The organism is Mesorhizobium sp. SP-1A (assembly GCF_032460275.1).
Lineage (GTDB): Bacteria > Pseudomonadota > Alphaproteobacteria > Rhizobiales > Rhizobiaceae > Mesorhizobium.
Genome location: NZ_JAVXZD010000005.1, coordinates 267210 through 285606, shown reverse-complemented (window position 1 = coordinate 285606; position 18397 = coordinate 267210). Strand labels below are relative to the sequence as shown.

Below are 18397 nucleotides of genomic sequence, written 5' to 3'. Positions count from 1 at the left end.
GCCTGTCGGGCCCGTCAACAATGGCGGTGTAGTCGCCCCTGCCCGATGCTCCGGCAAAAGGCATAGCCGAGCGGTCGAAGGAACTGCAAGGCGAGCGCAGGGCGCTCTGGCTGTCGGAAGAACAAGAAGTGGATTTTTGAGATGGACATCATCCGTCAGCTCGAGGCCGAACAGGCCGCCAAGATCGAAGCCAAGCGCAAGCTGCCCGAATTCCAGCCCGGCGACACCGTGCGCGTCAACGTGCGCGTCACCGAAGGCTCGCGCACCCGCGTGCAGGCCTATGAGGGCGTCGTCATCGCCCGCTCCGGCTCCGGCTTCCAGGAAAATTTCACCGTCCGCAAGATCTCCTACGGCGAAGGCGTGGAGCGCGTGTTCCCGGTCTTCTCGCCGATGGTCGAGGGCGTCGACATCGTGCGCCGCGGCAAGGTGCGCCGCGCCAAGCTCTATTACCTGCGCGACCGTCGCGGCAAGTCGGCCCGCATTTCGGAGAACACCGGCGTGCGCGCCCGCAAGCTGAACGATGCCGAGCGTGAAGCGCTGAACGCCGAAAAGGCCCGCATCGAGGCCGAGAAGATCGCCGCCGCCGAGGCGCTCGCCGCCGAGAAGGCCGCGCAGGAAGCCGCGGAAAAGGCCGCGGCCGCCGAGACGGCCGCCGAATAAGCCGGACTTCGGTCCAGCCGGTTTCAAAAAGGCGGCTTCGGCCGCCTTTTTCTGTTTGGCCGCCCATTTTTCCTTTGGAACAAGGCTTGGAAATCATGGCCGCGGATTCCATCCCAATACGCCCGCTTACCATCGCGGATGCGGTTGCCTACAGGCGCCTGCGTCTTGCCGCGCTCATCGACAGCCCGGAGGCGTTCAGCTCAAGCCCTCAGGACGAAGAGCATCTTTCCGACGCAGAGATTGCCGCAAGGGCCGCGCCTGCCCCTCCAGGCATCGTCTTCGGGGCGTTCATGGGCGGCGAGTTGAGCGGCATGGCGGTCTATCTGCCCGATACCCGCCTCAAGACGCGGCACAAGGGCACGATGGTCGGGGTCTACGTCGCGCCCGCCCTGAGAGGCACCGGGACCGGGCGCCGGTTGGTCGAGCATGTCGTCCGCCACGCCGCGACGCAGGGCGTCATCCTGCAGTGCGTCGTGGCGGTCGGGAACGAAGCCGCGCGCCGGCTCTACCGCAGCCTGGGCTTCCAGCCCTACGGCCTCGAGCGGGATGCGGTTTTCGTGAACGGCCGCTATTTCGACGACGAGTTGCTTGCGCTTGATCTGCGCCACGGGCAAAGCTGACAAGGCTTGCGCCGCGGGGGGTCCCGCCGGCGCGGCGATATGCAGGGAAACGGCTTTTCCGAACGCGGAGCATTTTGATGACGTGCAAATCTTTCTTTCTCGGCCTGTTCGCCGCCTTCCTCCTGCCGGCGATGGCGCTGGCGGGCGACCTTCCCGATCTCGGCGGTCGCAAGGTCGTGGTGGTGACGGAGAACGCCTATCCGCCGCTGCAATTCATCGACCCCAAGACCGGCAAGCAGATCGGCTGGGAATATGACGCGATGAACGAGATCGCCAAGCGGCTGAACTTCAACGTCGAGTACCAGAATACGTCCTGGGATGCGATGATCCAGGCCGTCGCCGACAACCAGTACAATATCGGCATGACCGGCATAACCATCAACGACGAGCGCAAGCAGAAGGTCGATTTCTCCGATCCCTACATGCGCAACGAGCAGTTCATGCTGGTGCGCGGCGACGAAGGCCGCTTTTCCGATGCCAAGAGCTTCGCCGCGCTCAAGGAAGGACTGATCGGCGCGCAGGCCGGCACTTCGCCCTTCTACACGGCCGTCTACAGCGTGCTGGACGGCAATGAGCAGAACCCGCGCATCAAGCTGTTCGAGACCTTCGGCGCCAGCGTGCAGGCCCTGAAGGCCGGCGACGTGGACGTGGTGCTGACCGACTCGACCGCCGGCAAGGGCTATGTCGATGCGTCCGACGGCAAGCTGAAGCTCGTCGGCGGCCCGCTCGGCGCCGAGGATTTCGGCTTCATCTTCCCGAAAGGATCCGACCTGGCGAAGCCGGTCGATGCCGCCATCGCCGCGATGAAGGCAGACGGCACCATGGAAGCGCTGAACAAGAAATGGTTCCTCGACTACAAGGTGGGCGAGTGAGCCGCGCGGCAGGCGCGGCCGGAAGCACGCATTGAATCCCTTTCCCGGCAGGCCGGAGGAACGCCGGAGCGATCTCCGGCGTCTGGGACGTTGAGCTTCGATATGCAGGGGGCGGCACGCACACGTAAGCGCGACTTTCCGTGGTGGCTGGCAGCCGCCGTGGCGATAGCCCTCGCCGCAGCCATGGCGATCGCCGCCAGCGACCTCTATCGCCAGGTCTTTTCGACCGTCGCCAAGGGCATCGGCATCACCGTCTTCGTCACCGTGGTCGGCTTCGCGTTGGCATCGGCGCTCGGGCTCGGCATCGCCCTGATGGCGCTGTCAGGCTCGGCCTGGCTGCGCCAGATCGCACGCTTCTATGTCGAGATCGTGCGCGGCGTGCCGATCCTGGTGCTGCTGTTCTGGATCGCCTTCGTCGGCGCCCCGGCATTCGTGAGCGCATGGAACTTCCTCACCGCGCCGCTGCAGCAGGCCGGCTGGCTGGGCGAACTCGTGGTGCGCGACGTGTCGCTGCTGTGGCGCGCGATCATGGCGCTGACCATCGGCTATTCGGCCTTCATCGCCGAAGTCTTTCGCGCCGGCATCCAATCGGTCGAGGTTGGCCAGATCGAGGCCGCCAAGGCGCTCGGCCTTTCGCGCGTGCAGCGCTTCAGGCTGGTCGTCTTCCCGCAGGCGATCCGCACCATCCTGCCGCCGCTCGGCAACGACTTCGTCGCCATGGTCAAGGATTCTTCGCTGGTTTCCGTGCTCGGCGTCGCCGACATCACCCAGATGGGCAAGGTTTACGCCTCGGGCTCGTTCCGTTTCTTCGAAACCTATTCCGTCGTCGCCTATATCTATCTGATCCTGACCGTCGGCCTGTCGCTTGCCCTGCGTGCACTGGAAAAACGCCTGCGCCGCCAGAACATGCAGGCCTGACGGACAGACGAACGCCTTTCGGCGAGGCTTTCGCCGCAATTGCCGTTCCGGCAAAAGATTGGTATTGAGCGGGCATGGAAGAGCTTTTCGGAGATCCGTCCTACAAGGGGTTCGTGTTGCAGGACAAGAAGCGCCTGCCGGCACGGTTCTTTGCGCGGGTCTGCGGCGCGCTGACCAGCCTGCTCGGTTGAAGCCCGCCTGGCGCCGCCCGTTTCCGGCCGAAGCCGGAGGTTTCCAGTTTTCTCATCGACGGATTTACGCAAATGAGCGCACCGCGCACCCTCTACGACAAGATTTTCGACGATCACGTTGTCGACCGCCAGGCCGACGGCACCTGCCTGCTGTGGATCGACCGCCACCTCGTGCATGAAGTGACCAGCCCCCAGGCCTTCGAGGGCCTGCGCATGGCAGGCCGCAAGGTGCGGCATCCGGAAAAGACGCTGGCCGTGGTCGACCACAACGTGCCGACCTCGCCGGACCGCGTCAACGGCATCAAGAACGAGGAAAGCCGCATCCAGGTCGAGGCGCTGGCAAAGAACGCCGCGGATTTCGGCGTGGAATATTACTCGGAGAAGGACCGCCGGCAGGGCATCGTCCACATCATCGGCCCCGAACAGGGCTTCACCCTGCCCGGCATGACCATCGTATGCGGCGACAGCCATACCTCCACCCACGGCGCTTTCGGCGCGCTGGCGCACGGCATCGGCACGTCCGAGGTCGAGCATGTGCTGGCCACGCAGACGCTGATCCAGAAGAAGGCCAAGAACATGCTTGTGCGTGTCGACGGCCAGCTTCCCGCCGGCGTGACGGCCAAGGACATCATCCTGGCCATCATCGGCGAGATCGGCACCGCCGGCGGCACCGGCTACGTCATCGAATATGCCGGCGAGGCGATCCGGTCGCTGTCGATGGAAGGCCGCATGACGGTCTGCAACATGTCGATCGAAGGCGGAGCCCGCGCCGGCCTGATCGCGCCCGACGAGACCACCTTCGCCTATGTCAAGGACAAGCCGCGCGCGCCGCAGGGCAAGGCGTGGGACATGGCGCTGGACTACTGGAAGACGCTGAAGACGGACGAGGACGCGCATTTCGACAAGGTGGTGGTGCTGGATGCCGCCAAGCTGCCGCCCATCGTCACCTGGGGCTCCTCGCCCGAGGACGTGGTGGCCGTGACCGGCGTGGTGCCGAACCCCGACGAGATCGAGGACGAGAACAAGCGCAACTCCAAGAAGCGCGCGCTGGATTATATGGGCCTCACCGCCGGCACGAAGATCACCGACATCGAACTCGATCGCGTCTTCATCGGCTCCTGCACCAACGGCCGCATCGAGGACTTGCGGGCGGTGGCCGTCATTGCCAAGGGCAAGAAGGTCAACCCGCGCGTCAACGCCATGATCGTTCCGGGATCCGGCTTGGTGAAGGCGCAGGCCGAGGCCGAAGGCCTCGACAAGATCTTCATCGAGGCCGGCTTCGACTGGCGCGAGCCGGGCTGCTCCATGTGCCTGGCCATGAACGACGACCGGCTCGCCCCGCACGAGCGCTGCGCCTCGACCTCGAATCGCAATTTCGAGGGCCGCCAGGGCTTCAAGGGCCGCACCCATCTGGTGTCGCCGGCCATGGCGGCGGCTGCGGCCATAGCCGGCCATTTCGTCGATATCCGCGACTGGGAATAGGCGCGGCGCCGCAGAACGATCACAGGAAAGCAGGCCCGGCCTTCGTGCCGGGCCTTTTCCGTTCCGGGCCGACGGCTCTATGTCTTCATGCTTTCACGAGCTGGTGATAGCCGTTGAGCCGCCCGGGCTGGTCCTTCTCGACCACCATGACCAGCTTCTGTGCGTCGAACAGGCGGAACCATTCGTCCCACTCGACCACTTGGAGGCCGCCCGCGTCCAACGGCTGGTCGACGTCCTGATAGGCCTGCTCGCCGAAAACGATGCGCAGCATGGGCGTGCCGGCTTCGAGCGAGGTGTCCACGACGGCAGGCGCACCGCCACGCGCCGCCGCCCAGTCGCGTATGGCGTCGTGGTCCGTCAGGGTGATCGATTCGGCCATTTGTCCTCTCCTTCCGGTTCGCGGTAACGTCGTTGCGGACGCCTTGTTCCTGGAGCATCCGCCCGTCACGCATTGCTGTCCATCCCTTAACGCGTTGTTTGCGCTTGGACGCTAGCGTCCCTTCCGCAACGGCACTCCGGCGGAAGGCGCTTGCTTGGACATCGATCTGTTCATGGCTTTGCTCAACCCGTCGATCGCGCTCGTCCTCGCTTCGACGTTCCTGGCGCTGTGGTTCTACCGCCCCCGCAATCTGCTGCTGGCCTTTTCCGGCGGCTATGCCTGCACCGCGGCGGGCTTCCTGCTCCAATATTTCACCCCGCAGTCGAGCTTCCTGGCCGGCAGGCTGGTCTCGGCCGCAAGCTTCACGCTCGGCGTCGCGGTGATCGCCGGGGCGGTGGTGAGCCTGCATGGCCGCCGCCCGCCCTTGAGGGGGCTGCTCCTGTTCAGTCTCGCCGGCATGGCCGCATTCTGCTGGTTCTTTCTCGTCAGGCCCGATCTGGTGTGGCGCATCTATTCGCTGAACTTCGCCTTCGGCGGCATCTGCCTGCTGGTGGCCGGTGAACTGCGCGCGATACGCCACAAGACGCCGACGGCTCGCATCCTGCTTGCGCTGACGCTCGTCGAGGGCATGAACTTCATCGTCCGCACCATCGTGTCCATCAGACTGGGCGGCCCGCCGACCGGAGAAACCGCCTTCGGTCATTCCACCTACTGGATGACGGCGCTGCTCACCCACGCCCTGCTGGGCCTGCTGCTGGCCCTCGCGCTGATGGCGGCGGTGGCGCTTGAAATGCTGACCGGTCTCAGGACCGATGCGCTCACCGATCCGCTTTCGCGCATCCTCAACCGGCGGGGATTCGAGGAGCAGGCGGCCAAAGCCTTGGCGCGGGCCGCCAGGTCGGACATGCCCGTCGCGCTGGTCCTCGCCGATCTCGATCATTTCAAGACCATCAATGACCTCTATGGGCACGCCGCAGGCGATCGCGTCATTGCCGATTTCGCCGCGCGCCTGCGGACCGCGGCAGGCGACAACGGCATTGCCGGCCGCATCGGCGGCGAGGAATTCGCCGTGCTGCTGCCGCTCGCCGATCTGGCCGCAGCGCGGCTGTTCGCAGAAGCGGTGCGCACCGCGTTTTCGTCCGGCGCCGTCGACGGGCTGCCGGCGCACGCGCGCGCAACCGCCACCTTCGGCGTGGCCGCGCGCTCCGGTTCGGAAGACCTTGCCGGACTGATGCGGCGCGCCGACGAGGCCCTCTACCGCGCCAAGCAGAACGGCCGTGACAGCGTGCGCCTGTCCTACCAGCGCCCGCAGACCGTCTTCGTCAACGCCGCCCGCCCGGCATGACGTCCGCTTCGCCGAAGCGCCCGTTAACCTGTTCTTGGCGGTCGCCGGTTTAACTGTTCCCGCAAGGGCGGGGCCTCATGAGCGGCGCAAGTTTCATACTGGCAATCAATCTTTTCATGGCGGGATTGCTGGCGTCCGCCTTCATGATCATCGCCGCCCATGACGTGCGGCGCATCTCGGCCCGCTGGCTCGGCTTCGCCTACCTGCTCGGCATGGTCTATTTCGTCATCGAGTTCAGCATTCCTGCGTTCGACGACGCCCGCCTGCCGGTCGTGGCGGCCTTCGCCTCTTTCCTTGCCGCCACCCTCGTCTACAACGCCGGCCTGGCGCACAAATACGATGTCGCACGACCCTGGTGGCCGATGCTGCTCCTCCTGCTCGCCGCCAGTGTCGTCGTCTTTTTCGCGCAGGACCTGCCGCGTCAATCGCTGGCGCGCATGATGGCCTATCAGCTTCCCTACGCCGCCATGCAGCTTGTCGGCGCCGGCATCATCTGGTCCACGAGGCAGCGCCTCGATCGGCTGGACCGGATGCTGATGGGCGTTCTGGTGGCAAGCGCGGCGCAGTTCGCCAGCAAGCCGTTCCTGGCCCACATGCTGGGCGGCTGGGGTGCCGAGCCGCAAGCCTATGTCCAGACCGTCTATGCGATGGCGTCGCAGTCCTTGGGGACCGTCTTCGGTATGACCGTCGCCCTGCTCACGCTCGTGATACTGGTGCGCGACGTGATGTCGGACGCCACGTCGCGCTCGGAGATCGACGCGCTGTCGGGGCTGCTCAACCGGGGCGGCTTCCAGCGCCGCGGCGAGGCGACGCTGCACGATGCGACGCGCCTCCGCATTCCGGTCTCGCTGGTGCTGGCGGACCTCGACCATTTCAAGCTGATCAACGACAATTTCGGCCATGCCGCAGGCGACCACGTCATCGAGACCTTTGCCGGCTTCCTCCGGGATGCAGCCGCCCGCAGCCACGTCGCCGGGCGCATCGGCGGCGAGGAATTCGCCATATTGCTGCCCGGCGCCAACCTGGCCGCCGCCAGGCTGTTCGCCGAGGGCGCCCGCAGCGCTTTCGGCGCGATGTCGATCCGCGGCTTGCCGTCGGACCACCGCTGCACGGCGAGTTTCGGCGTCGCCGAGCTGCAATTGCAGGAAGGTTTCGCAGAACTGATGCGGCGCGCCGACGAAGCGCTCTACAGCGCCAAGAAAGGCGGCCGCGATCAGGTCAGGGCCGCCGGACCCTACGGGCTGGCCATTTCCGGCACCGGCGTGACACGTTTCAACGGCAGGGGCTGAGTTCCGGCATCTCGCCGTCGGAAAGGCCGTACATGTAGCTGCGGCCCTTCACAAAGACCGGCGGCCGGTAGCAGTCGGCGACCAGTCCGCCCTCTGGATAGAGATATTCCACGCGCGGGGCGCTTTCCGCAGCGATGTAGCCGGCCATTTTTCTGGCCTGCGCGCCCTCGCCCACGATGATGCGCTTGTAGCCCGCCGCGCTTTCGACCACCAGGTTTCCGAACGAGTCGGCATAGACATGGTCGTGCTGGCGCGACCAGGCCGAGGCTGGCTGCGCATCCAGCGCAACCCCGCCGGCCACCATCAATGCTCCGAGACAGGCGCTTCTTGCAACCGCACGCATGGCGTTTCCTCCTCGCCCCGGAACAGCACTCCGGCCAGAGCCGCTGCCCGTTCTTTCTTGCCCGGAGAACAGAACCGCCGGCAAACCGTTCCGGTGCCAGAGGCCGCTGTCTTCGATTCGAGTAAATTAACCTTTTATTAACCATTGTTAAGTGGTTTGGCCGCCAGCAGGGCAGCGTTCGCGCAACATGGTTAACCGCCGTGGACAATGCGGCGCCGCCTCTTGATTCCTCGCCGCACCGGCGGCTAGTTTCGACATCTGGAGGCCTTCATGGCTCTATGCCGCACAGCCCGGGCGACACTCGCCCTCCTGTCGCCCATCCTCATAGCCGCCTGCGTGTCGGACCCAGGCCCCTCCGCCTTCAACGACAAGCCGGCGTCGGCATCGCTCACGGCGGGCGCCCCGGCTATCGCAATCGCTCCCGACAAGCCGCAGCCGGGCAGAGCCACCTACAATTGCGCCGATGGCGGCATGATGACGATCGAGAATCTCGGCAGTTCGGTGCGCGTGCTCGGCCCCGACGGCGTCGACGAGGAGCTTCCGGCCTCTCCCGCCAACCAGAACAGCCGATTCGGCGCCAATCACGACGCCATCGTGATCGACGGGCGCGAGGCGCTGGTGATGAAAGCCGGGGCGACGCCGATCACCTGCACGCGATGATTCTTTTCGCCGGCCGCTCCCTGAACTGCTGCCGATATCCGGCCTTCAAACCGATTGAAGCCGCCCGACCTGCCCAACCCGCTCATAAATCAGACTAAATGACGTTTCCGAAACGATTTTCCGGCTTTGACGCAATGCAAAAAGCGTTTTAGAACGCCGCTGTTCGAAGTCGCACCGGCACTTGGCGATGTCGCATTTCGCATCGTTTTCAGGGGCCGAAGCCGGGGGAGCCATGATGTCATCTCCAGCCACCCGAAACAGGCCGTTGTCGCCGCATTTGACGGTCTACCGGCCGCCGATCACCATGACGATGTCGATCATGCATCGCATCACCGGCGGCGCTCTCTATTTCGGCACGCTCCTGGTCGCATGGTGGCTGACGGCCGCCGCCGGCCCGCAGGGCTATTTCGACTTCGTCAACGGCATTTTCGGCTCCTGGTTCGGACGGCTCGTCCTGTTCGGCTACACCTGGGCGCTGATGCACCACATGCTCGGCGGCGTTCGCCATCTGGTGTGGGACACCGGGGCGGGGCTGGAAAAGCACACCGCCTCGAAGATCGGCTGGGCCACCGTCGTCGGTTCGGTGGTGCTGACGCTGGCGATCTGGATCGTCGGCTACATGGTTCGGGGAGGCTGATCATGGCGGACATGCGCACGCCCCTGAAGAAGGTCGAAGGCCTTGGCTCGGCCCATGAAGGCACCGGCCATTTCTGGCGCCAGCGGCTGACGGCGGTCGCCAACATCCCGCTGACGCTGTTCTTCGTCATCTTCCTGATCTCGATGAACGGTGCCGGCTATGCCGAGGTTCGCGCAGCGCTCGCCCATCCGCTCGTCGCGCTTCTCATGATCCTGATGCTGGTCTCCGCGCTCTACCACATGCGCCTCGGCATGCAGGTCATCATCGAGGACTATGTCCATGGGGAGGGCGGCAAGCTGGCTCTTCTCACCCTCAACACGTTCTTCACCATAGCGGTCGGCGTCGCCTCTCTCTTCGCCCTGCTCAAGCTGTCGTTCGGAGGCTGAGCCGTGGCCAGCGAAACCAGGAACCAGGCGGGCTCCGCCTACACTTTCGTGGACCACCAGTTCGACGTGGTCGTCGTCGGCGCCGGCGGCGCCGGGCTGCGCGCCACGCTGGGCATGGCCGAGCAGGGCCTGCGCACGGCCTGCATCACCAAGGTCTTCCCCACCCGCTCCCACACGGTTGCAGCGCAGGGCGGCATCGCCGCCTCGCTCCAGAACATGGGGCCGGACAGCTGGCAGTGGCACCTCTACGACACGGTCAAGGGTTCCGACTGGCTGGGCGACGTCGACGCCATGGAGTACATGGTGCGGCAGGCTCCGGCTGCCGTCTACGAGCTGGAGCACTATGGCGTACCCTTCTCGCGCACCGAGGAAGGCCGGATCTACCAGCGCCCCTTCGGCGGCCACATGATGAATTTCGGCGACGGCCCGCCCGTGCAGCGCACCTGCGCGGCCGCCGACCGCACCGGCCACGCGATCCTGCACACGCTTTACGGCCAGTCGCTGAAGCACCATGCGCAGTTCTTCATCGAATATTTCGCGCTCGACCTGATCATGGATCCGGACGGCACCTGCACCGGCGTCGTCGCCTGGAACCTCGACGACGGCACCATCCACCGCTTCTCGGCCAAGATGGTGGTGCTGGCGACGGGCGGCTATGGCCGCGCCTATTTCTCCGCCACCAGCGCCCACACCTGCACCGGCGACGGCGGCGGCATGGCTGTGCGCGCCGGGCTGCCCTTGCAGGACATGGAGTTCGTGCAGTTCCACCCGACCGGCATCTACGGCGCCGGCTGCCTCATCACCGAGGGTGCCCGCGGCGAAGGCGGATATCTGGTCAATTCGGAAGGCGAGCGCTTCATGGAGCGCTACGCCCCCTCGGCCAAGGACCTTGCCTCGCGCGACGTCGTCTCGCGCTGCATGACGCTGGAAATCCGCGAAGGCCGCGGCGTCGGCAAGAACAAGGACCACATCTTCCTGCACCTCGACCATCTCGACCCCGCGGTGCTCGCCGAGCGGCTGCCGGGCATCTCGGAATCGGCGAAGATCTTCGCCGGCGTCGATGTGACCCGCGAGCCGATCCCGGTGCTGCCGACCGTCCACTACAATATGGGCGGCATCCCGACTAATTATTGGGGCGAGGCGCTGAACCCGACGCCGGAGAACCCCGATCGCGTCACGCCCGGCCTGATGGCGGTGGGCGAGTCCGGCTGCGCCTCCGTCCACGGCGCCAATCGGCTCGGTTCCAACTCGCTGATCGATCTGGTCGTGTTCGGCCGTGCCGCCGCCATCCGCGCCGCCCAGGTCATCGACCGCGACGCCGCGGTCCCCTCGCCCGACAAGGCCTGCGTCGAGCGCATCATGGCGCGCTTCGACCATCTGCGCCATGCCAACGGTTCGACGCCGACCGCCGTGCTGCGCGAGAAGATGCAGAAGGCCATGCAGGAAGACGCCGCCGTCTTCCGCACCCAGGAATCGCTGGAGGCCGGCTGTCGCCGCGTCTCCGAAATCTGGGGCGAGCTGAAGGACCTGAAGGTCACCGACCGCTCGATGATCTGGAACTCCGACCTGGTCGAGACGCTGGAGCTGGAGAACCTGATGGCCAACGCCATCGCCACCGTCTACGGCGCGGAGGCCCGCAAGGAAAGCCGCGGCGCTCATGCCCGCGAGGACTTCGCCGAGCGCGACGACACGAACTGGCGCAAGCACACGCTGGCCCAGGTGGCGCCGGACGGCAAGGTGGCGCTGTCCTACCGGCCCGTCCACACCGAAACGATGCTGCCGGCCTCCGAAGGCGGCATCGATCCGGCCAAGATCGCGCCCAAGGCGCGGGTGTACTGAGGATCGCACGGCAATGGTCGAACTCGCACTCCCCAAGAACTCGCAGATCCGGCAGGGCAAGACCTGGCCGAAGCCGGAAGGCGCGACCAATCTGCGCGAATACCGCATCTACCGCTGGTCGCCGGACGACGGCGAAAACCCGCGCATCGACACCTATTTCGTCGATATGGACGATTGCGGGCCGATGGTTCTGGATGCGCTGCTGTGGATCAAGAACAAGATCGACCCGACGCTGACGCTGCGCCGCTCCTGCCGCGAGGGCATCTGCGGCTCCTGCGCCATGAACATCGACGGCTCCAACACCCTGGCCTGCACCAAGGGCATGGACGACATCTCCGGCCCGGTGAAGGTCTATCCGCTGCCCCATATGCAGGTCATCAAGGACCTGGTGCCCGACCTCACCAATTTCTACGCCCAGCACGCCTCGATCCAGCCCTGGCTGCAGACCGTTTCGCCCGAGCCGGCGAAGGAGTGGCTGCAGAGCCATGAGGACCGGCAGAAGCTCGACGGGCTCTATGAATGCATCCTGTGCGCCTGCTGCTCCACCTCCTGCCCGAGCTACTGGTGGAACGGCGACCGCTATCTCGGCCCCGCGACGCTGCTGCAGGCCTATCGCTGGCTGATCGATTCCCGCGACGAGGCGACAGGCGAGCGGCTCGACAATCTGGAAGATCCGTTCCGGCTCTATCGCTGCCATACCATCATGAACTGCGCGCAGACCTGCCCGAAGGGCCTCAACCCGGCCAAAGCGATCGCGGAAATCAAGAAGATGATGGTGGAGCGGCGGGTATGACCGCAATCGCCACCTTGACTTTGCGTGCCTGCGGCAGCGCTGGTGCCGCAGTCAGGAAGATGGTGGTGGAGCGGCCAGCCTGATACGGTCCGGATTGCCATGACGAGCGAAGACCTTCCCATTCTCACGCCTGCCGAAGCCCGCGTGCTCGGCTGTCTGATCGAGAAGAAGGAACTGACGCCGGACGTCTATCCGCTCACGCTCAATGCCGCGCAGGCCGCGGCCAACCAGAAGACGGCGCGCGACCCGGTGATGGCGTTGGAACAGGTCGAGGTGCATCGCGCGCTGAAGCTGCTCGAACAGAAGGGCCTCGTGCGGCAGATCTTCGCTTCCCGCGTCGAGCGCTACGAACACCTGGCCAGCCAGCATTTCGCCCTCACCACGCCGCAGACGGCGATCCTCGGCCTGTTGCTGCTGCGCGGGCCGCAGACGGCGCACGAATTGCTGGCGCGCGGCGAACGCATGGCGCGCTTTTCCTCGGTCGAGGACCTGCGCGGCGAGCTGGACATGCTGATCGGCAAGCGCCCGCCGCTGGTGGTGGAAATCGGCCGAGGTCCCGGCCAGCGGGAGGATCGTTTCGCGCATCTCCTGTCCGGCCCGGTGGATGTTTCCGCACTCGCGCCGCAGCGGCCGGCGGCAGCCGTGCCCGCGTCGGACCTGGAGGCGCGCATCGAGGCGCTGGAACAGGAAGTCGCGGCCCTTCGCGCGCGCCTCGACGCGCTCGGCGCCTGACCGGCAAGCGCCCTGCCGAACGCAACCTGAAAGACCGAAGGCGGCGAAAACCGCCGCCCTGCGATCCCCTTCGCGTGGTATTCAAGCCAGCTTGGCGTCCAGAGTGACCTTGATCGCACCCAGCGCCTTCGACACAGGGCAGCCTGCCTTGGCCTTCTCGGCCAGTTCCTTGAACTTGGCGGCGTCGATGCCGGGCACCTTGCCGGTCAGTTTCAGCGCGCTCTCGGTGATCTCGAACCCACCCTGCGCCGCCGGGCCGTAGGTGACGACCGCCTCGGCGTCGAGCTCGGAGGCCGGCGTGCCGTTCTCGGCCAGGAAATGCGAAAGCTGCATGGCGAAGCAGCCGGCATGCGCCGCCGCGATCAGTTCCTCGGGATTGGTGCCCGACTTGCCGCTCTCGTCCTGGAACCGGCCCTTGAAGGAATAGGGCTGCTTGTTGAAGGCACCGCTCTGCGTATCGAGCGTGCCGCTTCCCTCCGTCAGCGTGCCTTTCCAGATGGCGTTAGCGTGTCGGTTCATGACGATCTCCCTTCGCTGTGACAAAGCCGGTCCCAAGCCAGTGCCGCCAGAACTATAGCGCGCACCGGCCCGATGACCACTGGGAAGCGACCGCGGCAACACTTCGAAAAATCGGCGTGCAAAAATGTCGGTCCGCCTTGGCCGTCGCCGTCCTTGGACAATTCCGCTACCGAGCGTCAGATGGAGGAATGGCAAATGAAATATATCTGTCTGGTATATCACGAGGAGGAGGCTCTCCGGGCCTTGTCGAAGGCGGATTCCGCCAAGCTGGACGCGGATTCGCTCGCCTATGACAGGCAGCTCGACAAGGCAGGGCATCTGGTCGCGGCGGAAGCGCTGCAATCGGTCCGGACGGCCAAGACGGTGCGCAAGCGCGGCGGCAGGGCTCTGGTGACCGATGGCCCCTTCGCCGAGACGAAGGAGCAACTGCTGGGTTTCGTCATGATCGAGGCAAGCGATCTCGACGAAGCTGTCGCCATCGCCGCAGACATTCCGCTCGCCTTGATGGGCATGGTCGAGGTTCGCGCGATCCATGACATACCGGAACCCGGTAGGTAGAAGGACCTATCCTCGCGCCGTTTCGTAGCCGAACGGATCGTCTATCGAGGCAGACGGCTCGGTGAACCAGTGCGGGCCGTCCCCGGCCATGTAGATGTGGTCCTCGAGACGGACGCCGAACTCGCCATAGACGCAGATCATCGGCTCGTTGGAGAAGCACATGCCGGCGGCGAGCGGGGTTTTGTTGCCTTCGACGATATAAGGCTCCTCATGCACGTCGAGGCCCAGGCCGTGGCCGGTGCGGTGCGGCAGGCCGGGCGTTTCATAGCCGGGGCCAAGGCCGGCCGCCTCGATCTCGCCACGCGCCGCGCGGTCGACCGCCTCGCAGGGCGCGCCGGGCTGCGCCGCGTCGAAGGCCGCCTGCGTCGCCCGCTTGGCGATGTTCCATATCTGTCGTTGACGCGCGGAGGGCTCGCCGAAGACATAGCTGCGCGTGAGGTCGGAATAATAGCCGTGCAGCTTGGCGCCGACATCGACCAGCACCATGTCGCCGCTCTTGAGCGTCTGCGGATAGGGAACGCCGTGCGGATAGGCCGTCGGTTCGCCGAACAGCACGATGCTGAAATCCGGCGCGCCGTCGAAGCCCAGCCGTAGATGCGCCTCCGATATGAAATCCGCCACTTCGGTGGTCGTGATCCCTTCGCGCAATATGCGGGCGGTGGCCCGCTGCGCCTCGAGCGTCAGGTTCATCGCAGTCCTGATCAGCGCGATCTCGTTTGCCGACTTGATGCGGCGACAGGCATCGGTCACCACCCCGCCATTGACGAAATCATAGGCGCCGCCTGCCCGGCGCATCGCGTCGAACCGGAAAAGGGGCGTCATCGGGTCCACGGCCACCCGGCCGCCGGAATGGCCCATGCCGCGAAGCACGTCGGTGACCAGCACGGCCGGGTCTTCGTTTTCCTGCCAGCAGCGCACCGTGGCCGGACCCGTCATCATCGAGCGGAGCTTGGCTTCCTCGAAAGTGGGGCTGATGTGGACGAGTTCGCCTTCGGCGGGAATGATAACGGCGTGCATGCGCTCGCTGCCATGGAAGCGCAGGCCGGTGAAGTAGAAGGTGCTGGTGGAAGCGTCGAGGTAAAGCGCGGCGATGCCTTGCGAACGCATCAGCGATTGCGCCCTCGCGACGCGCTCCCGCAATTCGGCCTCTCCGATGGGCGCGACGCTGTCGCGCTTCGAAACGAGCTTGCGCAGCTCCTGCTCGGGGTTCGAACCACCAACGCCGATCGTCATGCGGCACCTATCCTGTCTCGACAGTTTCAACGATGGCCGGCCGGGCTTCAGATCGCTTCGCCGCGCAACAGGCGGGGCGTTCCCGGCGAAAGGCCCGAAGCCTGGCGGATGAAAAACTCCTTCAGCCGCGGCATGCGCTCGACCAGGCCGAGCCCGATGTCGCGCACGGTGCGCACCGGCCCGATATCGTTTGAGAACAGGCGGTTGAGCACGTCGGTGGTGACGCCCATCTGGACCGTGTCGAAGCGGCGCCATTGCTGATAGCGCTCCAGCACGTCGAGCGCGCCGATATCCTGGCCCAGCCGGTCGGCCTCGACCAGCACCTCGGCCAGCGCCGCCACGTCGCGGAAGCCGAGATTGAGCCCCTGCCCGGCGATCGGGTGGATGCCGTGCGCCGCGTCTCCTGCAAGCGCGAAACGCGGCGCCACGAAGGCGCGCGCCAGCGTCAGGCCCAGCGGCCAGGCGCGCGGCTTGTCCATCACCCGGATCTCGCCGAGCTTCAGGCCGAAACGCTGCTCCAACTCGCTTTCGAAGACGAGTTCGTCGCCGTTGACCAGCTTGTCGGCGTCCTCGCTGCGTTCGGACCAGACGATGGAAGAGCGGTTGGTGCCGTCCTCGTCCGGCTTCAGCGGCAGGGTGGCGAAGGGCCCCGCGGGCAGGAAATGCTCTTCGGCGCGGCCGTTGTGCGGGCGTTCATGCGCCACCGTGCAGACGATGCCGGATTGGCCATAGGCCCAGCGTACCGTCTTGATGCCGGCCATGTCGCGCAGCCTGGAATTGACCCCGTCCGCCGCAACCAGCAGGCGCGCATTGAGCGTCGCGCCGTCGCCGAGATGCACCGTGACGGCGCCGCCATCCGCGTCGAAGCCCTGGACGGCTATGCCCTCCATGATGTCGATGCCAAGCTCAGCGGCGCGGCGCCGCAACGCGCCGTTCAGGTCGCGGTTGAACACCATGTGTGCGAAGGGCTCGCCCGGCGCGACCTCGCCGCCGAAGGTCAGGAACACCGGCCGAACCGGATCGGACGTGCGCGAATCGGTGATGACCATGTCGGTGATCGCCTGCGCTTGCGGGGCGATCTCGTCCCAGACGCCCAGGCATTCCAGCATCCGGCAGGCCGCCGCCGCGATGGCCGAAGCCCGGCTGTCCCTGCGCCACGCCTCGGCGGGCGCGGCATCCACCACGGCCACGGCGAGGCTCGGCCGCGCCTGTTTGAGCGACACGGCGGCCGCCAGCCCCACATAGCCGGCCCCGGCGATCAGAACGTCGAGCCGAGCCCGGTCGTCGGCCTGTCTGTTGCGTTCCATCGCCTCTGTTCCTTTCCTGCATGCCGGCCGATCCACGCTTGGGGCCGGCTGACACTTGACTGGCCGCCGCTCCTGTCGGAAACCCCGCACGGATTTCCTGACGAGGCGCCGGCATGACGACACCCATGGAGCAGCTTCTCGGCATTCTCGACCTCGAGGAACTGGAACACAACCTGTATCGTGGTCGCAGCCCCCAGGTGGAGTGGCAGCGGGTCTTCGGCGGACAGACCATCGCGCAGGCACTGGTCGCGGCGCAACGGACCGTCGATGCCGACCGCGGCGTGCACTCGCTGCACGCCTATTTCATGCTCCCGGGCGACATCAAGGTGCCGATCATCTATCAGGTCGATCGCATCCGCGACGGTCATTCCTTCACGACCCGGCGCGTCACGGCCGTGCAGCACGGCCAGGCCATCTTCTCGCTGGAGGCTTCCTTCCAGGTGCCCGAGCAGGGGCTGGACCATCAGCTACCGATGCCTATCGACGTTCCGCCACCGGAAACGCTGCTGTCGCAGCGGCAGCTTCTCCAGAAGATCGAGCATATACCGGCGGCCGTGCGCAAGTTCTGGGCGCGCGAACGCCCCTTGGATATCCGCCCGGTCAATCTCGAGCACTATTCGAGCCGCGACAAGCTGCCTCCCCGCCAGAACGTGTGGATGCGTCTGACCGGCCCCATACCGGACGGCGACAAGCGGCTACGCTCGGTGCTGCTGGCCTATCTGTCCGACATGACGCTGCTCGACACCTCCACCTTCGCCCACGGACGCGGCCTGTTCGATCCCGACATCCAGGCCGCCAGCCTCGACCATGCCATGTGGTTCCATCGCGAGCACCCGCTGGACGACTGGCTGCTCTACACCCAGGACAGCCCCTCCGCCTCCGGCTCGCGCGGCTTCAACCGCGGCTTGATCTACGCCCGTGACGGCACGTTGATCGCCTCCGTGGCGCAGGAAGGCCTGATCAGGCTGCGCCGTCAGGCCGAAAAATAGGCACGCGCGCAAACCTGCATATTTTTTAAGCCTAACTTCCGGCTTCGCGACTTTCGCCGATCGGTGGTGAGCGCGAAATATCCTTTGTTTTCAATTATCTGATCCGCATCTCCGGCAATTGGCACGGAGCTTGAATCCCCGCTGGAAGGATTCCCTCGGGAACAGGCGACGCCTGCGCTCGTGGAACTCCGCAACAGCAAAGGGCGAAAACCTCATGAAGATAGTGATGGCAATCATCAAGCCGTTCAAGCTGGACGAGGTGCGGCAGGCGCTCACCATGGTCGGCGTCGAGGGGCTGACCGTCACCGAAGTCAAGGGCTACGGGCGGCAGAAGGGGCACACCGAAATCTATCGCGGCGCCGAATACGCTGTCAGCTTCCTGCCCAAGATCAAGATCGAGGTCGCGGTGGCGTCGGACATGGCCGACAGGACCGTGGAAGCCATCGCCGCGTCGGCGCGGACCGGCCAGATCGGCGACGGCAAGATCTTTGTCTACGGCATCGACCAGGCGGTGCGCATCCGCACCGGCGAAACGGACACGGACGCGCTGTGAGCGCGCCGATGCAATTCTCAACGGAGAGACATATGCAGATCCATCCCAGACTGAAGTCGCCGCTGCAGCGCGTTTCGCTCGGCGCCCTGGCA

At 65.7% G+C, this 18397-nt stretch carries 21 protein-coding genes; 16 read left to right on the top strand and 5 right to left on the bottom strand.

Translation table 11 applies throughout. The features are described from left to right. Positions 1–141 precede the first annotated feature (141 nt). The 5 genes from rplS (at position 142) to leuC (ending at position 4743) form a co-directional block, all read left to right on the top strand. Positions 142–660: a 50S ribosomal protein L19 gene (rplS, locus tag QU595_RS22860; protein ID WP_315926243.1), complete on the top strand. Its 519-nt coding sequence runs from the start codon at positions 142–144 to the stop codon at positions 658–660. A gap of 95 nt (positions 661–755) precedes the next feature. Beyond that, positions 756–1280 (top strand): GNAT family N-acetyltransferase, encoded by a 525-nt coding sequence (locus tag QU595_RS22855; RefSeq protein ID WP_315926493.1) that lies wholly within the window; start codon positions 756–758, stop codon positions 1278–1280. A 77-nt stretch (positions 1281–1357) separates the two neighbouring features. Next, complete coding sequence (locus QU595_RS22850; RefSeq protein ID WP_410000555.1) at positions 1358–2152, top strand: transporter substrate-binding domain-containing protein; 795 nt, start codon at positions 1358–1360, stop codon at positions 2150–2152. 102 nt (positions 2153–2254) lie between these two features. Beyond that, positions 2255–3070 (top strand): amino acid ABC transporter permease, encoded by an 816-nt coding sequence (locus QU595_RS22845; RefSeq protein ID WP_315926489.1) that lies wholly within the window; start codon positions 2255–2257, stop codon positions 3068–3070. A gap of 263 nt (positions 3071–3333) precedes the next feature. Further along, entirely contained in the window at positions 3334–4743 is a 1410-nt protein-coding gene (gene leuC / locus QU595_RS22840) for a 3-isopropylmalate dehydratase large subunit (RefSeq protein WP_315926241.1), read from the top strand. An 85-nt stretch (positions 4744–4828) separates the two neighbouring features. Here the strand turns inward: leuC and QU595_RS22835 are convergent, their stop codons facing one another. Continuing rightward, positions 4829–5122 carry a hypothetical protein gene (locus tag QU595_RS22835; protein WP_315926239.1) on the bottom strand — a complete coding sequence of 98 codons (294 nt, stop codon included), beginning with the start codon at positions 5120–5122 and terminating at the stop codon, positions 4829–4831. 154 nt (positions 5123–5276) lie between these two features. Here QU595_RS22835 and QU595_RS22830 point away from each other — a divergent pair, with 154 nt between their 5' ends. Together QU595_RS22830 and QU595_RS22825 are read left to right on the top strand one after the other, a co-directional pair. Then, positions 5277–6467: a GGDEF domain-containing protein gene (locus QU595_RS22830; RefSeq protein WP_315926237.1), complete on the top strand. Its 1191-nt coding sequence runs from the start codon at positions 5277–5279 to the stop codon at positions 6465–6467. A 77-nt stretch (positions 6468–6544) separates the two neighbouring features. Further along, entirely contained in the window at positions 6545–7756 is a 1212-nt protein-coding gene (locus tag QU595_RS22825; protein WP_315926235.1) for a GGDEF domain-containing protein, read from the top strand. On the opposite strand, the gene QU595_RS22820 is transcribed toward QU595_RS22825, so the two are convergent. Next, a complete protein-coding gene (locus QU595_RS22820) occupies positions 7740–8099 on the bottom strand; it encodes a hypothetical protein (protein ID WP_315926233.1) in 360 nt (119 codons plus the stop codon). The genes QU595_RS22825 and QU595_RS22820 overlap by 17 nt on opposite strands. A gap of 270 nt (positions 8100–8369) precedes the next feature. Between QU595_RS22820 and QU595_RS22815 the strand changes: the two genes are divergently transcribed. The 6 genes from QU595_RS22815 (at position 8370) to QU595_RS22790 (ending at position 13146) form a co-directional block, all read left to right on the top strand. Further along, positions 8370–8759, top strand: coding sequence for a hypothetical protein (locus QU595_RS22815; protein ID WP_315926231.1), 390 nt, complete (start codon positions 8370–8372; stop codon positions 8757–8759). Between the two features lie 232 nt (positions 8760–8991). Further along, positions 8992–9396 (top strand): succinate dehydrogenase, cytochrome b556 subunit, encoded by a 405-nt coding sequence (sdhC, locus tag QU595_RS22810; RefSeq protein WP_315926229.1) that lies wholly within the window; start codon positions 8992–8994, stop codon positions 9394–9396. 2 nt (positions 9397–9398) lie between these two features. Continuing rightward, positions 9399–9782: a succinate dehydrogenase, hydrophobic membrane anchor protein gene (sdhD, locus tag QU595_RS22805; RefSeq protein WP_315926227.1), complete on the top strand. Its 384-nt coding sequence runs from the start codon at positions 9399–9401 to the stop codon at positions 9780–9782. A gap of 3 nt (positions 9783–9785) precedes the next feature. Beyond that, entirely contained in the window at positions 9786–11621 is a 1836-nt protein-coding gene (gene sdhA / locus QU595_RS22800) for a succinate dehydrogenase flavoprotein subunit (RefSeq protein WP_315926224.1), read from the top strand. A 13-nt stretch (positions 11622–11634) separates the two neighbouring features. Beyond that, positions 11635–12414 carry a succinate dehydrogenase iron-sulfur subunit gene (locus QU595_RS22795; protein ID WP_315926222.1) on the top strand — a complete coding sequence of 260 codons (780 nt, stop codon included), beginning with the start codon at positions 11635–11637 and terminating at the stop codon, positions 12412–12414. 99 nt (positions 12415–12513) lie between these two features. Then, entirely contained in the window at positions 12514–13146 is a 633-nt protein-coding gene (locus QU595_RS22790) for a YceH family protein (protein ID WP_315926220.1), read from the top strand. 81 nt (positions 13147–13227) lie between these two features. On the opposite strand, the gene QU595_RS22785 is transcribed toward QU595_RS22790, so the two are convergent. Next, positions 13228–13665: an OsmC family protein gene (locus tag QU595_RS22785; RefSeq protein ID WP_315926218.1), complete on the bottom strand. Its 438-nt coding sequence runs from the start codon at positions 13663–13665 to the stop codon at positions 13228–13230. Between the two features lie 195 nt (positions 13666–13860). On the opposite strand from QU595_RS22785, the gene QU595_RS22780 reads away from it, so the two are divergent. Beyond that, positions 13861–14223: a YciI family protein gene (locus QU595_RS22780; RefSeq protein WP_315926216.1), complete on the top strand. Its 363-nt coding sequence runs from the start codon at positions 13861–13863 to the stop codon at positions 14221–14223. A 6-nt stretch (positions 14224–14229) separates the two neighbouring features. Here QU595_RS22780 and QU595_RS22775 read toward each other — a convergent pair whose 3' ends face one another. Continuing rightward, on the bottom strand, positions 14230–15456 hold the full coding sequence (locus QU595_RS22775) for a Xaa-Pro peptidase family protein (RefSeq protein WP_315926214.1): 1227 nt from the start codon (positions 15454–15456) through the stop codon (positions 14230–14232). A 47-nt stretch (positions 15457–15503) separates the two neighbouring features. Beyond that, the gene (locus QU595_RS22770; protein WP_315926212.1) at positions 15504–16763 is read right to left on the bottom strand and encodes a ubiquinone biosynthesis hydroxylase; all 1260 of its coding nucleotides are present in this window, start codon (positions 16761–16763) and stop codon (positions 15504–15506) included. 113 nt (positions 16764–16876) lie between these two features. Between QU595_RS22770 and tesB the strand changes: the two genes are divergently transcribed. Beyond that, entirely contained in the window at positions 16877–17752 is an 876-nt protein-coding gene (tesB, locus tag QU595_RS22765; RefSeq protein WP_315926210.1) for an acyl-CoA thioesterase II, read from the top strand. 214 nt (positions 17753–17966) lie between these two features. Then, a complete protein-coding gene (locus tag QU595_RS22760) occupies positions 17967–18305 on the top strand; it encodes a P-II family nitrogen regulator (RefSeq protein WP_315926208.1) in 339 nt (112 codons plus the stop codon). The last annotated feature ends 92 nt before the right edge of the window (positions 18306–18397 follow it).

Excerpts from the sequence above, each read along its gene's own strand:
- QU595_RS22770 (WP_315926212.1), bottom strand. The coding sequence starts at position 16,763 with ATGGAACGCAACAGACAGGCCGACGACCGGGCTCGGCTCGACGTTCTG.
- QU595_RS22760 (WP_315926208.1), top strand. The coding sequence starts at position 17,967 with ATGAAGATAGTGATGGCAATCATCAAGCCGTTCAAGCTGGACGAGGTG.
- QU595_RS22850 (WP_410000555.1), top strand. The coding sequence starts at position 1,358 with ATGACGTGCAAATCTTTCTTTCTCGGCCTGTTCGCCGCCTTCCTCCTG.
- sdhC (WP_315926229.1), top strand. The coding sequence starts at position 8,992 with ATGATGTCATCTCCAGCCACCCGAAACAGGCCGTTGTCGCCGCATTTG.
- QU595_RS22845 (WP_315926489.1), top strand. The coding sequence starts at position 2,255 with ATGCAGGGGGCGGCACGCACACGTAAGCGCGACTTTCCGTGGTGGCTG.
- QU595_RS22775 (WP_315926214.1), bottom strand. The coding sequence starts at position 15,456 with ATGACGATCGGCGTTGGTGGTTCGAACCCCGAGCAGGAGCTGCGCAAG.
- QU595_RS22785 (WP_315926218.1), bottom strand. The coding sequence starts at position 13,665 with ATGAACCGACACGCTAACGCCATCTGGAAAGGCACGCTGACGGAGGGA.
- QU595_RS22815 (WP_315926231.1), top strand. The coding sequence starts at position 8,370 with ATGGCTCTATGCCGCACAGCCCGGGCGACACTCGCCCTCCTGTCGCCC.
- QU595_RS22835 (WP_315926239.1), bottom strand. The coding sequence starts at position 5,122 with ATGGCCGAATCGATCACCCTGACGGACCACGACGCCATACGCGACTGG.
- QU595_RS22825 (WP_315926235.1), top strand. The coding sequence starts at position 6,545 with ATGAGCGGCGCAAGTTTCATACTGGCAATCAATCTTTTCATGGCGGGA.
- QU595_RS22820 (WP_315926233.1), bottom strand. The coding sequence starts at position 8,099 with ATGCGTGCGGTTGCAAGAAGCGCCTGTCTCGGAGCATTGATGGTGGCC.
- sdhD (WP_315926227.1), top strand. The coding sequence starts at position 9,399 with ATGGCGGACATGCGCACGCCCCTGAAGAAGGTCGAAGGCCTTGGCTCG.
- QU595_RS22780 (WP_315926216.1), top strand. The coding sequence starts at position 13,861 with ATGAAATATATCTGTCTGGTATATCACGAGGAGGAGGCTCTCCGGGCC.
- rplS (WP_315926243.1), top strand. The coding sequence starts at position 142 with ATGGACATCATCCGTCAGCTCGAGGCCGAACAGGCCGCCAAGATCGAA.
- QU595_RS22795 (WP_315926222.1), top strand. The coding sequence starts at position 11,635 with ATGGTCGAACTCGCACTCCCCAAGAACTCGCAGATCCGGCAGGGCAAG.
- QU595_RS22855 (WP_315926493.1), top strand. The coding sequence starts at position 756 with ATGGCCGCGGATTCCATCCCAATACGCCCGCTTACCATCGCGGATGCG.
- leuC (WP_315926241.1), top strand. The coding sequence starts at position 3,334 with ATGAGCGCACCGCGCACCCTCTACGACAAGATTTTCGACGATCACGTT.
- QU595_RS22790 (WP_315926220.1), top strand. The coding sequence starts at position 12,514 with ATGACGAGCGAAGACCTTCCCATTCTCACGCCTGCCGAAGCCCGCGTG.
- tesB (WP_315926210.1), top strand. The coding sequence starts at position 16,877 with ATGACGACACCCATGGAGCAGCTTCTCGGCATTCTCGACCTCGAGGAA.